3 protein-coding genes and 1 pseudogene are annotated in these 15817 nt (G+C 49.4%); 2 read left to right on the top strand and 2 right to left on the bottom strand.

Going from position 1 to position 15817, the window contains the following annotated elements; all coding sequences use genetic code 11:
- Nucleotides 1-172: 172 nt before the first annotated feature.
- Complete coding sequence (locus ACGF7G_RS12215) at nucleotides 173-10114, bottom strand: amino acid adenylation domain-containing protein (protein ID WP_387465803.1); 9942 nt, start codon at nucleotides 10112-10114, stop codon at nucleotides 173-175.
- A gap of 1783 nt (nucleotides 10115-11897) precedes the next feature.
- Between ACGF7G_RS12215 and ACGF7G_RS12210 the strand changes: the two are divergent.
- Nucleotides 11898-12656, top strand: a pseudogene (locus tag ACGF7G_RS12210) (filamentous hemagglutinin N-terminal domain-containing protein); the annotation flags it as partial.
- 6 nt (nucleotides 12657-12662) lie between these two features.
- Here ACGF7G_RS12210 and ACGF7G_RS12205 read toward each other — a convergent pair.
- Nucleotides 12663-14045, bottom strand: a complete 1383-nt coding sequence (locus ACGF7G_RS12205) for an IS4 family transposase (protein ID WP_387465801.1) — start codon at nucleotides 14043-14045, stop codon at nucleotides 12663-12665.
- A gap of 40 nt (nucleotides 14046-14085) precedes the next feature.
- On the opposite strand from ACGF7G_RS12205, the gene ACGF7G_RS12200 reads away from it, so the two are divergent.
- Complete coding sequence (locus tag ACGF7G_RS12200; RefSeq protein WP_387465799.1) at nucleotides 14086-15654, top strand: DUF637 domain-containing protein; 1569 nt, start codon at nucleotides 14086-14088, stop codon at nucleotides 15652-15654.
- Nucleotides 15655-15817 lie beyond the last annotated feature (163 nt).

Genomic DNA, 15817 nt, shown 5'->3' with positions numbered 1-15817 from the left:
AGATGATATTAAAACATTTAACAGGATTAACCACATGCTTAAATAAACGACTTTATATGGTAGTAAAAAATTTACGAAAAATCAAAGAAAACCATTATAACCCGGTATAAACAATATATACCGGGTTATTAAACCAACATTAAATTATTCTATATTTCTTAATATATCAGTATTACAGTGCCTCCCCATCACAATGCATTGTCAACGCCCTATTCAAAGCCTGAGCTAAAACCGTTTTATTTTCATTATCTTCCAATAAACTAAAATGGTTACCTGGAACGGCAATCAACTGTAGTGAAGAGTCCGATATTATCTGCGTCCAGCCTAGCGACGGTTCTATATTTAACGACTCCGGTTTTTCATCTGTAATGAAAGCAATAGCGGGAGAAGGCTCTACCGCATAAAACTGATGCAGCGTTACCGCTAATGCCTGCGGTTCATACTCTCTGACTATTTGCGCATAACGCGCTATCTGCTCCCAACGTTTGGCAATTAAATCAGGACTCAGATTGGCGGGATATAACGCCAATTCCTGTGCCGCTTCAATAAATTGCACCAAATTCAGCTCATCAATTCGCCGGTACAATGCTGCAACTTCTTCTGAGCGTTCCTCCCCTGACTGCCTGACCAGCTCAGTCAAGAACTGATGTTTGGGTTGCTCAGGTTGCTCCCCGAAATAATGAGGAGCCGGAGTATCAATCAGCCCCAGGAAGTTCACCGTCTCACCGGCATGCAAAAGCCGCTGGACAATGGCGTAAGCCAATATACCGCCAGAAGAGTAACCACTTATCCGGTATGGGCCTGTCGGTTGAACCGCTTTCATCAAGCTGATCATTCTGACCGCCTGCTCTTCCATCGTTGACATCGGTTCTTCACTGATGGATGGCCAAGGCAGCGCATAAATCGGATAACCTGACCGGATATGTTGAGCCAGCCCAAAGACATAGGAATAGTCACTCATCCCACTGGGCACAAAGAACAGTGGCAGACCTGTTCCGGCAGGTCGCACTGTGATGGCAACACATTGCGGCTGAGACAGTAAATCTGAGGTGATTTTCGCTGCCAATTCGGCCAGCACCGGAAATTGGAACAAGGCATTCAATGTGCAAATCAAACCCCGGCCTACGGCAAGATTGGTCATTCGCATGGCGAGCAGTGAGTGCCCCCCCAGCGCGAAGAAATTGTCATGTCGGCTGACCTGCTCAACCCCCAGCAATTCACACCAAATCGCCGCCAATACGGTTTCTGTTTCCCCTTGTGGCGCTGCATAAGCCTGACGGACAAACGCCTCTTCGTCCGGTGCAGGTAATGCCTGACGGTCCAGTTTGCCGTTTGGCGTCAATGGAAAGTCATCCAAACGCACAAAAGCCGACGGCACCATATAGTCAGGTAAAATAGCACTTAAGTGTTCACGCAAACGGGCTGCCAATCCATCACTCTTTTCTGCCTTTTCCACCACTACATAAGCGACCAGATGCTTGTCCTGCCCATCTTCCCGCACCAGTACTGCCGCCTCTTGTACCGCCGGGTGTTCCACCAGCCGGGTTTCAATTTCCCCCAGTTCAATACGGAAGCCGCGGATTTTCACCTGATGGTCATTACGGCCGAGGAATTCCAGGTTACCGTCCGGTAGATAGCGGGCCAAATCCCCCGTGCGATACATCCGCGCACCAGATACCGGACTAAAAGGATCAGGTATAAAACGCTCTGCACTCAATTCCGGCTGGTTAAGATAACCGCGTGCTACACCGACACCACCAATATACATTTCACCAATACAGCCTAATGGCACGGGTTGACCGTCTCTGTCCAACAGGTAGACGCAGGTATTTTTAACCGGCCGGCCAATAGAACTATCATCCACAGGGGATAACACCGCCTTACAGGTTGCAGTCACAGTATTTTCCGTCGGGCCATAAGCATTCAATAATCGGGGTCGATGGGTTTCCTGCGTAAACCAGTCCTGAATAGCGCTCTTTTTCACCTCCTCACCACCAATGATGATGAGCCTGAGGCAATCCGGCAGCGGTGATGGATTGTCTCTGGCAATCAATTCGGACCAAAATAACGCAGGCAGAGATATCACCGTAATCTGGTTTTGCCAGGCTAAAGTAATAAACTCCTGTGCAGAGGCCAGCCAACTGTCATCACGCATCACCAGCGTGGCACCATTACATAATGACGAGAACAGTTCTTCCACTGAAACATCAAAAGCAAAAGAGGCGAATTGCAGCACCCGGTCTTGCGCCGTGACAGCATAGAGATCATTAAAACCCAGATGACGTTGATATACCGACTGATGTTCTACCATCACCCCTTTCGGCTGCCCGGTTGAACCAGAGGTATAGATAACATAAATCAGATGCTGTGGCGTCAACGCAGGAACCTGCGGGTTGCTGTCCGGCTGGTCAGGCAGGGTATTTGGATCAAGTACCGTCAGCCCGGCCAGCGCTTCTTCGCCCAACGCCGCCCGTCCGGTTTCATCAACCAATACCACTGCCGGAGCCGTATCATTCAGAATATACGCCAGGCGTTCTTCCGGATAGGTTGGATCCAGTGGTACATAAGCCCCGCCAGCTTTCAGCACCGCCAGCAGCGCCACCACTATCGCCGGGGAGCGAGCGACGCAAATCGCCACCCGCTGATCCGGTACGACGCCCAGCGCAATCAATTGATGGGCCAGACGGTTGGCGCGGGCATTTAATTCAGCATAACTGAGGATCTGCTGCTGATACACCAGTGCCGTCGCCTGCGGGGTTTGCTCTGCCTGTTGTTCAAACAACTGATGAATGCATAACGCGTCAGGATACGGGGTTTCCGTGGCGTTCCAGGTTTCCAGCAATAATGTACGTTCCGTTTCCGGCAGGATATTCAGTGACCGTACCGGCGTTTCCGGAGCTTGTTCAAGCGCCTCGATCAAACTTTCCAGCGCCTGCTGCATATAACCGCATATCCGGTCCGGATCAAACGGTTGCACCACCAGAGCAGTCAGCCCCAAAGTAGAGCCGTCGTCTTCCACCGACAATCCTAATGGGTAGTTAGTCCGCTCCTGTGTGTCTAGGAATTCAATCCCCTCCATCGTTTCATCCGGAGTCGCTGGCTGATAATTATGTCGATAGTTGAACAAAGTACTAAAAAGTGACGTGCCGCTGGCAACCCCACTGCACCGCTGGGCCAGCGCCAGTGAAGCATGCTCATGCCCCAATAATCCGGCCAGCCGGCTATGAGCTGCCTGTACACTGTCCCGTACCGGGGTATCATCGATATCCAAGCGTAATGGCAGCGTATTGATAAACAACCCCATACCATTGTCGGCACCTTCACCTGCCTGCATCCGCCCAAACAACACGGTACCGAACACCACTTTCTCCTGCCCACTGGTGTGCGACAACACCTGCGCCCAAGCCAGATGACACAACGCCGCCAAACTGATGCCCAAACGCCGGGCCTGACTACGCAAGCGATCATTTAACCCAGTGGTCAGCATCCTATGGGCTTCCGTCATCTGAGATCCATCACGATATACCTCCGTCAGCCCGAACGGCAACGTTGGCTCATCCACCTCCGTCAACATGTCAGTAAAGAAGCGGGTATGGGCGGCTTGACTCACTCCCAGCCGGGCCTCCGCCACCAGATTGCGGAACGGCACCGGGTCAGGCAGATGGCCCTCCTGCCCGGAAAAACAGGCCTGAACCTCACGGTTCATCACTTCCATCGTTTCATGGTCGCCGATCAAGTGATGCTGCAATTCCAGTAAAAACCAGCGACCATCCGTTTCCTGAGCGATAACAACATGCAGGAGCGGAGCCTGACTCAGGTCGAGACGATGGTGACCGGGATCAAAACGCCGGGTTAACTGGTCAATGACCGGACCGTCAGCCGGGTCTAGTGTCAGTTCAGTTACCGGCAAAGTCGCTTGACGCCAAACCACTTGAGCCGGCGCAGATAATCCTTCCCAGATGAAAGCCGTACGCAGGATATCATGGCGATCAATCGCCTGTTGCACCGCCGCCAGATAACGGTCCAGCAGAGCACGGTTAGCAAAGACTACCGGATAGAGCAGCAGGTACGGATCGCCTTCTTTTTCCAACAGATGGTGGAACAGAATACCGTCCTGTAACGGCGACAGCGCATAGATATCCTGAATATTAGCGATCCCGCCCGGCACCTGCCCAACAATGCGATCAATCTCAGGCTGAGTCAGATCAATCAGCGGCAACATCGCCGGCGTAAGTTTCGTTGTCGCTGGCGTAATGATATTGGGCGGTACCCTTATAGCCTGATGCCGCCCCAACGTTTGGGCCAATTCTGACAGCACCGGCAACTGAAACAAATCACGCGCCACCAATGTCAACCCTTGGTGACGCAGACGTTCAATCATCCGCACAGCGAGCAGTGAATGTCCCCCCAACGCAAAGAAACTGTCATGCCGACTTATCTGCTCAATGCCCAGTAACTCACACCAAATGGTCGCCAGAGCGATCTCAACCTCCCCTTGTGGCGCTTGGTAAACCTGACGGGCAAAATCATCCTCCCCCGGTGCCGGTAATGCCCGGCGATCCAACTTGCCATTCGGGGTCTCAGGGAAAGTATCCAGACGTACAAAGACCGCTGGTACCATATAGTCAGGTAAAATTGCGCTCAAATGCTCGCGCAAATGGGCTGCCAATCCCTCCTTTTCCTCCGCTGCCACATAGGCCACCAGCCGTTTACTCTGCCCGTCATCCAGTGCCAACACTGCCGCCTCTTGCACCTCTGGGTGTTCCACCAACCGGGTTTCAATTTCCCCCAGCTCAACCCGAAAACCGCGGATTTTAACCTGCTGATCGTTGCGACCCAGGAATTCCAGATCACCGTCCGGCAAGTAGCGAGCCAAATCCCCGGAACGATACATGTACGCACCGGAGACCGGGCTAAAGGGATCCGGTATAAAACGCTCTGCACTCAATTCTGGCCGGTTCAGATAACCCCGTGCCACCCCGACGCCACCAATATACATTTCACCCACACAGCCTAATGGTACCGGTTGGTTATATTGATCCAGCAGGTAAATACGGGAATTTTTAGCTGGCCGACCAATAGAATGCGTATCGGCTGGGGATAACACCTCTTTATAGGTCACCGTCACGGTATTTTCCGTCGGGCCATAACCGTTCAACAGCCGGGGCCGGTGGCCTTCCTGCCTGAACCAGTCCTGAATAGCACTCTTTTTGACCGCCTCACCGCCAATGATGATGAGCCGGAGGCAATCCGGCAGCGGTAACCCCGTCTCTCTGGCCGCCAGTTCAGACCAGAATAAAGTCGGCAGCGATACCACTGTAATACGATATTGCCGGGTTAAGGCAATAAATTCCGGCATCGAAGCCAGCCAGCTATCATCGCGAAGAACTAACGTCGCGCCATTGCATAATGACGAGAAAAAATCTTCCACTGAAACATCAAACGCAAAAGCGGCAAATTGCAACACCCGGTCTTGCGCGGTGACGGCATAGGTCTCATTAAAACCCAGATACCGTTGATAAATCGCCTGATGCTCTACCATCACCCCTTTCGGCTGCCCGGTTGAGCCGGAGGTGTAAATCACATACGCCAGATGCTGAGGCGTCAACGCCGGGAGCTGCGGGTTGCTGTCCGGCTGGTCAGGCAGAATATTCGGGTCAAGTACTGCCAATCCCGCCAACGCCTCCTCGCCCAGCACCGCCCAGCCGGTGGCATCAGCCAGGACCACTGCCGGAGCCGTATCATTCAGGATATACGCCAGACGTTCCCCCGGGTAGGTTGAATCCAGCGGCACATAAGCGCCACCGGCTTTCAACACGGCTAATAACGCCACCACCATCGCTGGGGAGCGAGCCACGCAAATGGCTACCGGCTGGTCGGGTATGACACCCAACGCAATCAGTTGATGGGCCAGACGATTGGCACGGGCATTTAATTCCTCATAACTGAGCGTCTGCTCTTGATACACCAGTGCCGTCGCCTGTGGAATACGCTCCACCTGTTGCTCAAACAACTGATGAATACATAACGCCTCAGGATAGACGGTTTCCGTGGCATTCCAGGTTTCCAGCAACAGCGTGCGTTCCGTTTCCGGCAGGATATTCAGCGCCCGTACTGGTGTTTCGGGAGCTTGTTCAAGTGTCTCCACCAAACTCTCCAACGCCTGCTGCATATAACCACATATCCTTTCCGGATCAAACGGTTGCACCACATTAGCCGTCAGCCCTAACGTGGTGCCCCCATCCTCCACCGACAGTGCAAATGGATAGTTGGTCTGCTCCTGTTCACCCAGGAATTCAATCCCGGCCATCGTTTCATCCAGTGGATCCGGCTGATAATTATGCCGATAGTTCAACAGGGCACTAAAGAGCGGCGTACCACTGGCAACCCCGCTGCACCGCTGGGCCAGCGCCAGTGACGCATGTTCATGCTCCAGCAACCCGGCCAGTCGCAGATGTACCGCCCGCACGCTGTCCCGTACTGGGGTTTCATCAATATCCAAGCGTAACGGCAGGGTATTAATAAACAGCCCCATGCCACTATCAGCCCCTTCCCCCACCGCCATACGGCCAAACAGCACGGTACCAAACACCACTTTCTCCTGTCCGCTGGTACGCGACAATACCTGCGCCCAAGCCAGATGACACAACGCTGCCAGACTGACACCCAAGCGCCGGGCCAAATTGCGCAGACGGTCATTCAACTCAGTCGTCAGCATCCGATAAGAACCTACCTCTTGAGATCCATCAAGATGCACATCCGCCAACCCAAACGGCAGCGTGGGTTCATCCACCTGCGCCAACATGTCGGTAAAGAAACGGGTATGCGCTTCCTGACTCACCCCCAGCCGGGCCTCCGCTACCAGATTGCGGAATGGAACCGGGTCAGGCAGACGATCCCCCTGTCCGGAAAAATGCGCCTGCACTTCGCGGTTCATCACTTCCATTGTTTCGTGGTCGCCGATTAAGTGATGCAGCAGCTCCAATAAGAACCAGCGTCCATCGGTTTCCCGGGCGATAACAAAACGCAATAGTGGGGCCTGACTCAGGTCAAAACGGTGCTGACTTGGGTCAAAACGCTGGGTTAACTGGTCAATGACCGGGCCGTCAGCCGAGTCCAGCGTCAGTTCAGTCACTGACAACTGAGCCCGGCGCCAAACCACCTGCGCCGGTATTGACAATCCTTCCCAGAGAAAAGAAGTGCGCAGGATGTCATGGCGATCAACCGCCTGTTGCACCGCGTCCAGATAGCGGTCCAACAGAGCACGGTTAGCAAAGGCCACCGGATAGAGCAATAAGTATGGATCGCCTTCCTTTGTCAACAAATGATGGAACAGGATACCGTCCTGCAATGGCGACAACCCATAGATATCCTGAATATTTTCCATCCCGCCCGGTACCTGCCCGACAATATGATCAATATCAGCCTGAGTCAGATCAATCAGCGGCAACATCTCCGGCGTGAGTATCGTCGTCGCTGGCGTAATAACATTAGCAGGTACCATCATGGCCTGGTGTTGCCCCAACTTTTGCGCCAATTCTGACAATACCGGCGACTGGAACAGATCACGCGCTGCCAGTGTCAGCCCCTGATGGCGCAGGCGTTCAATCATCTGCACGCCAAGCAGTGAATGGCCGCCCAATGCAAAGAAGCTGTCATGCCGGCTTATCTGCTGAATGCCCAATAACTCACGCCAAAGGGCGGCAAGGGTGATCTCTGCTTCCCCTTGTGGCGCTTCGTAAATCTGACGGGCAAAATCGTCCTCTCCCGGTGCCGGTAATGCCCGGCGATCCAGCTTACCACTTGGAGTCTGCGGGAAGGACTCAAGGCGCACAAAGGCCGCCGGGACCATATAGTCAGGTAAAACGGCACTCAGATGTTCACGCAAACTGGCAGCCAACCCCTCCTGCGCTTGTGCTGCCACATAGGCGACCAACCGTTTATTCTGCCCGTTATCCAATGCTAATACCGCCGCCTCTTGCACTGCCGGGTGTTCCATTAGCCGGGTTTCAATCTCCCCCGGTTCAATCCGGAAGCCACGGATTTTAACCTGCTCGTCGTTACGGCCCAGGAATTCCAGATCACCGTCCGGCAAGTAACGGGCCAAATCCCCGGTGCGATACATCCGCGCACCGGAGACTGGACTAAAGGGATCCTCTATAAAACATTCCGCGCTCAATTCCGGACGGTTAAGATAACCCCGAGCCACCCCGACTCCGCCAATATACATTTCACCAATGCAGCCTAATGGGACCGGTTGACCATATCTGTCCAGCAGGTAGACGCAGGTATTTTTAACCGGCCGGCCGATAGAATTATCATCTGCCTGGGATAATATTTCCTTACAAGTCGCCGTCACGGTATTTTCCGTCGGGCCATAAGCGTTCAATAGTTGGGGTCGATGGATTTCCCGCGTAAACCAATTCTGAATAGCGCTCTTTTTGACCGCCTCACCCCCAATGATGATAAGCCGGAGGCAATCCGGCAGCGATAATTCATGGCCTCTGGCGATCAGTTCTGACCAGAACAACGCAGGCAGAGACATCACCGTGATACGGCTTTGCCGGGCTAAGGCAATAAATTCCGGCACCGAAGCCAGCCAGCTATCATCTCGCATGACCAGTGTGGCACCGTTGCATAATGACGAAAATAATTCTTCTATTGAAACATCAAAAGCAAAAGAGGCAAATTGCAACACCCGGTCTTGCTCTGTAACAGCAAAGAGATCATTAAAACCCAGATGACGCAGATACATTGCCTGATGCTCTACCATCACGCCTTTCGGCTGCCCGGTTGAGCCGGAAGTGTAGATGACGTAAGCCAGATGCTGAGGTGTCAACGCCGGGACCTGCGGATTACTGTCCGGCTGGTCCGGCAGGGTATTCGGGTCAAGTACCGTCAATTTTGCCAGCGCCTCTTCACCCAGTGCCGCCCGGCCAGTCGCATCAGCCAGGACCACTGGCGGCGCTGTATCATTCAGGATATACGCCAGACGTTCCCCCGGGTAGGTTGGGTCCAGCGGCACATAAGCGCCTCCCGCTTTCAACACCGCCAATAATCCCACCACCATCGCTGGGGAGCGAGCCACACAAATCGCCACCCGTTGATCTGGTGTTACACCTAACATAATCAGTTGATGAGCTAACCGGTTGGCATGAGCATTCAGCTCCGCATAACTGAGGGGGTATTCTTGATACACCAGCGCCGTCGCCTGCGGGGTTTGCTCTGCCTGCTGCTCAAACAACTGATGAATACATAACGGGTCAGGATACGGGGTTTCCGTGATGTTCCAGGTTTCCAACAACAATGTACGTTCAGCCTCAGGCAGTAAATTCAGTTGCCAAACAGGGATTTCATCACCCTGCTTTTTTGACGATACCAACATCCGTAAGTGCTCACCCATTCGCTGAACCACTTCCCCGCTCAGACGGTTTGCATCGTATATCCAGCGAAAACCGCCCTGTGCATTCACCTGGAGGGTCAGCAATTCGCCAAACGCCTCCTGATCACCATCCCTGTCATCCTGTATCACAGAGACTGCTATCTGCCACGGCAGGCGGGTTGCCAACTCCGGAATAGCCTGTAATGAAGGAACACGGGCGAGGAGATCACAACTAAATGTCCGGTGCTGCGCCAACCGGGTAAGCTCGTCATCAACCCAGTCAGCTATCGCCCCCCACGGCTTATCAAACATCACCTCGATGATCATAGGCACCACCGATGCCAAATCTGCTGATTTACCTTTGACCTCACCCACGCACCAACCGATTTGGAATTCAGTCTGCTGAGTCAAGCGCGCAAGATAGATCACAAATGCCTGCAACAGTGTCCGCAATGAGTCCTCTTCGCTATTTTTTGGTAACGGGAGCTGCCAAAGACTCATTGCCCATCTGGGTTCCGCTTGTTCTCCTGCGGTTTCGAAAGGTAACTGGAATGGTTGCAAAGCAGTAAGACGCTCATACCAGAATAATTCACTGGGTGTGAGGGTCTGGAGGATATTCTTTGTATTTTGAGTCTGTGGTGACGCATAATTTGAGTCGATTATGTTTTCTGGCTTCTGAGAAAGTAATTCAGATTTAAGAACATTTCCCACTTTAGCAAAGTTATCTTTCATCTATCATATACCTCAACGAATCTGTTAGATTTTTGAAAACTGTCATTTCTGACAGTCATCACCAATGTTTTTGCCCCCAAGAAATAGAAGCCGATATTTCTGACATTAATTCAAAACTATCAGATGCGGTATGCCATAGCCCGGCTAATAACCCTATAATCAGCAATTCTTCGACGCTAATTTCCCTGATAATGGAATAAATAATTCATCTTATGAATCGGAATAAAACATCCCATTTTTGCCCCTGTTTTTAGATAAATTTGATTAATTTTATGCAATTTTTATTGTCTGACACTGAACTCCATAATTTAAAATGGAACCATCAACTACATCAATTATGCATAAATACCAAATCAATGTTATATTTCATCCATTTCCTATTAATACCAAATTAAAATAATTTCAAAAAATTAAATGCTCACAAAAACAAATCATGAAATAAATTTAATATTATCAATTAGTTAAGCAAGTAGCCACCTAAAAATCAGCTCCTTCAATCTAATAATGAACGTATATTTCAACACCAAATTAGACTTATTCAATATTTACAAAAAAATTATTCATATTAAATTATACAAAAATATAACATCAAATTAAAATAATTTATAACACATTATTTTTCAATAGTAAAAAATGCCAATAACGTAAATACCAAAAAATAGGAAAAAAATCAAAAATAACTCGATTAAATATTACCTTGTAATAATAAGAATATGATAAAATATTAATATCATTATATCACATACCGCAGCAAAACAATTTTTAATTTAAATAACTTCATTGTTGATTATTTTTAAACAATAAATAATGTGATTTATCCGATATTTATGGACATTTAATTATTCATAGTGTAAATAAGCGATTCATTTAACATTTATTAATTAAAAAATACCTAAAAATATATAAACGATTATATTAACCTGTTTTTCATACTTATTAACATTCATTATACCAATGAAAATAAGATATTATTGAATCAAGATAAATTAAATATATTACTATCAATAAATACATTGCTATTATAACACCTGGTAAATTTATTTTTATGAAAACATCCATTAATTAGTGTCAATATAATGTGGGTAATTAAATGTAAAAATATTAAATCAGATTAAAAGCAATTCATTACATATTATTTTATAGCAGAAAATAATACTGTTAATATAAATGCAAAAAATATCAATGCAAATTTAAACTAATATTAAATCCTATATCAGCAAGCATACTATTACAGACCATTATTGTAAATAGAAAATAGGCAATTAATATACTGTTATGTATTTAGATGATATTCAAAACGTTATCACCGACTAAAAAAAATTCTCATAAATGTTTCATTAATGTAATGGTTTTAATTTGCACTATACATGCTGCACTCTCCCATTTTTCATTTAACTAATTGTATTTAAAAATAAAATTACAAAACAAATTTTTTAATTAAAATGTATTTTCAGACTTGTCTTATTCTTTATAAATTACTATTAGCAATAATAATCTGACTAATCAGAAAAAATAAAAAATAGGTGGATTTAAAAAATCAATTTCCATCACCCTGTAGCGATATTTCTTCAAGTCATTTAAACATCATTTAACTAAATATGTGTAAATGCAGTTAAATGAAAATATAAAATCACATGACGAGCCTATTTTAATGAAATCAAGATAAAAAGCGTAAAAAAAGATATCCTAAATGTAAAATAAATCTCTTTTTAAAAATTTAAAAACTTTTTATTTAAATCTGTGCCTTGAATAATTAAAAATCCGTAAAATTTTTCAGACTTTTATAACGCCGGATAACAGCCAAACACAGGTACAACATCAGGGTCATGTGCCGGTTGTCAATATCGCCACCCCGAATAACGCCGGGATATCCCACAACACCTATCAAGAGTTTAACGTCGCTACTCAAGGTGCCGTACTCAATAACGCCACTCAGGCGGTGCAATCACAACTGGCCGGGCAACTTAACGCCAACCCGAACCTCAAAGGCCAAGCGGCGGAACTGATTATCAATGAAGTCACCGGCAGCGGACGCTCTGTGCTGCAAGGTCAGTTGGAAATTGTCGGCAATAAAGCCAACGTGATGATTGCCAGCCCCAACGGCATCACCTGTGATGGCTGTAGTTTTATCAATACTGCCGGTGCCACCCTGACCACCGGGAAACCCCAGTTTGACAAACAGGGGGCGTTGGAAGCACTCGAAGTGCAGCAAGGCCAGATTACCATTGGCGGCAAAGGACTGGACGGCAAGGCGACGGATTACGTCGATATCATCAGCTGGGCGACGGCGTTGAATGGAAAAATTCAGGCGAATAACCTGTCGCTGACGCAAGGCGCTAACCGCATCAATTTAAAAGACGGCACGGTTCCCCCTCTCGCCGGAGAAGGCACTAAACCACAATTAGCGATTGATACCAAAGCCTTAGGCGGTATGTATGCCCATAAAATCCGGTTGGTGAGTACCGAACCGGGTAAGACGGTCAATCTGACTAACCTGACCGCAACCCAAGGCGACATCAATGTGACCGCCGAGGGTCCTGTCTCTTAATCACATCTCCAGATCAACTGACTTGGCAAGCAAGTAACCGTCCATCAGCGTTTGTAGCAGGAACCCGCCTTCCCAGAGTCTTTCCCAGCCTACCCGCCCAGTACGTTTAGAATCAGACCAACCGGCCAATTTACCCAAACTGATATACGCCCAATGCAGACTCGGCGCTTTCTTTGGCAGACGCCGTTTCTCCTGCTTTGACCACAAGAGCTTCCAGGCCAGTGGGCTGAGTATCTCTTCACAACTTTGCTTTTCTGCCTCTTCTTTGTTCAGACCCTTAAAACGAAGCTGATGTATCCGCACCGCAATAAAGGCTAGGATCACAATTATGCGTTCCAGATTGTCTTTGCTTTGCATCCGCAGGGCTTCAACCTGCGTACCTCCACTTTTCCAGGCCTTGTGAAATTCTTCTATCAACCAACGCCGTTCATAATAACCGAATATTCGATGGGCATCGGCTTCACTGTTAACCGGCTCTGAGGTGAGAAGATGCCAGCTTAGTCCGTTTTCTGTGCCTTTTTCATGGCAACCCACGTAAAACACGCGAATGCTCTCCCCTTGTTTTCCTTTCGGCACTTTCAGACTCACTTCCGTATAGCAAACCTCACAGTGCGCCCCGCGGGCCTGGCGTCCGCCTTTCTGCCTGACCTGAACCCGCCGCTCTCCGGCCCTTTTTAATGTCTCAATAAAATCATAAAGTTTATCCTGGCTCTCCTCTATACGCCGACTTTGCATTGAACGGACGACAAAATGGTGATTTTCGGCCATCTTATAGGTCAGATACTCAATGAGGTCAGTTTCACGGTCACAAACCGAAATAATTTTCGGCATTTGCCCGCCCAGTCGGTTTGCCATTGCCCGTGACGCCTGTTCCCATTTATAGCTTTCTTTTTCTTCATAAGGACGCGTGTCACTTTGCCGGCTTTTGCCATACGTCTGAACATCGCGTGTCCAGCGATGCTGTTCAACCAGCCCGACCACCTGATGTTCCTGGGGCGCAAACAGCAAAATCGAATGGGCAAAGAGTCCCCGGGATTTCGGGTTTGAGGTGGTGTGACCCCGTTCATCCGCCACGGTGTGATGGGAAAACGACAGGGAAGTGGTGTCTTCTAAGGCCAGCAGGCAATCATAGGCATTGGCGTGTGCCACGGTGGCCGCGAAACCCGCTTCAGCAATGGCCTGAGGGGAAACAGACTGATTACGGGTGAAACGGTAAGCCGCTTCAATATCGGCAGGGGAATTTAAGGATTGCACGAGGGATTGTCCTGTCTGGTTGGCGAGTGAACCGGTGAGCTGAACCAGGCGCTTTGTGCGTCGTTTATCGCCTAATTCAGCGTGTTGAAAAGTGTCTTTTGCCCATTGCTCGGTGTTGGCTGAAAACATATCGGTTAGCTTATCTGTGGTTTTTTGTTGAGATCGATGAATGGAACAAGAGTTCAACAAGAATGCAGGAAAATATCAAAATATTTGTGTAGAAGAGACAGGGCTGAAACAGGTCGGAGGGTGGGAAAGTGCCGGGGATATAGTGATCTCGGCGGGTCACACCCTGCAAATTCAGGGCCTTACCCTCAATGCCGGTCAATCCGTCAGTCTGAATAGTGGACAAGATATCAATTTATCCCCCCGTGCGCTGAATCAAGACGATGATAACGCCTTTAAAACGCAACGCCGCCCAGAAATGCGCACACAACTGCTTGCCAGTCACCACCTCACATTAAATGCCGCGCGGGATATCCACTTGCAAGGCGCCAACCTTCGAGCCAAAAATCAGGCAACTGTTCTGGCCGGTCGGAATATGACACTGGGGGCAGTACCGTATTCCGCTCTCGCCAACCCGTCGGAGGAACATCAGGATGAACGCCATCAGGGGACCGACCTCCGGGGAGAAAAGGGGCTGACGCTGGTCGCGAATGGCACCTTGACCACCCAAGGGAGCACGCTGAACTCAGCCGGTCATATCATGCTCACCAGCGGGGGCAATATGCGCGTTGAATCGGTACGTCACCATACGAGCGGAAGCGGAACCGAACGTTACACCCAGCAAGGCACCGAGATAAACAGTGGCGGTCATCTGACGATATTTTCCGTCGAGGCTGCTAACGGGATCAACGCGGATATCAAAGCCCAAAAGGGGCAATCGTTACAAAATGTTGTCTCTGTCTTCGGTAATACCCCGGAAACCGCCTGGTTGAAAGGACTGAGTGAACGTCAAGATGTGCAATGGAGCTTAGTCAACGATGCGTATGACAGCTGGGATTATAAAAGCCAGCACCTGAACCCGGTGGTTTCGGCGGTGATAGCGATTGCCGTGGCTACCGTGACGGCAGGTGCAGGCATAACAGCTTCTGTGGCCGGATCAGCCGCAGGCACGGCAGGTTCAGCGGCGACGGCTGCGGGGGCTACTGCCAGCACTGCCGCTACTGTGAGCTCAATGGCTTACGGTGCGACAGCTTCCGGCATGGCGGAGCTGGCCTCTCAGGCGGCGGTCGCCTTGGTAGATAATCAGGGTGACCTGTCCAAAACCTTAAAGGCCATGGACAGCAGCGATACGGTTAAATCTACCTTCACGTCCATGGCAATGGGCGGCGCACTGGCGGGTTTTGACACGGTGATGGGATGGGACAGCACGACGAATGGCGCGAAGATTGATCCATCAAAGGCAACATTACCTTCCCTGAGCAACGGCGACTGGAGCAAAGTGGCTCAACGGGTTGCAGGCCAGTCCATTATCGGTGCCAGTCTGGACACAACGATTAATGGCGGCAGCTTTAAAGACAATTTCACCACGGCTTTGCTGTCTAATATTGGCAGCCAGATTAACGCCGAAGGGGCCGGGCTGATTGGTGATAATGGTCAGGTGTTAGGTTTACCCGGAAAAACGATCAGCCATGCGATTGTTACAGGTATCAGTGCTGAAATTAGTCGTGGTAATACAAAAGGGGCAATAGCTGGAGCTTTAGCTGCTGAACTACGGTGCAATAATGGGAGATAATCTCATTGAGGCTGAAAAATGGCAAAAAACATCAGAACAACAAGCACAAATTGTTCGGGCTTTCGGTGGTATTGCTGGTGCTGTATTCACCGGCAAAGCAAATGGCGCTTACAGCGGAGCAAACAGTGCTGAAAATACTTTCCGGTACAATTATCTCGCACAT

The sequence above is a fragment of the Photorhabdus sp. RM323S genome (genome assembly GCF_042879375.1).
GTDB classification, from domain to species: domain Bacteria; phylum Pseudomonadota; class Gammaproteobacteria; order Enterobacterales; family Enterobacteriaceae; genus Photorhabdus; species Photorhabdus tasmaniensis.
Note: the sequence above shows the minus strand (reverse complement) of the source record. Positions and strands in the feature narration are given on the sequence as shown.

Excerpts from the sequence above, each read along its gene's own strand:
- ACGF7G_RS12215 (WP_387465803.1), bottom strand. The coding sequence starts at position 10,114 with ATGAAAGATAACTTTGCTAAAGTGGGAAATGTTCTTAAATCTGAATTA.
- ACGF7G_RS12205 (WP_387465801.1), bottom strand. The coding sequence starts at position 14,045 with ATGTTTTCAGCCAACACCGAGCAATGGGCAAAAGACACTTTTCAACAC.
- ACGF7G_RS12200 (WP_387465799.1), top strand. The coding sequence starts at position 14,086 with ATGGAACAAGAGTTCAACAAGAATGCAGGAAAATATCAAAATATTTGT.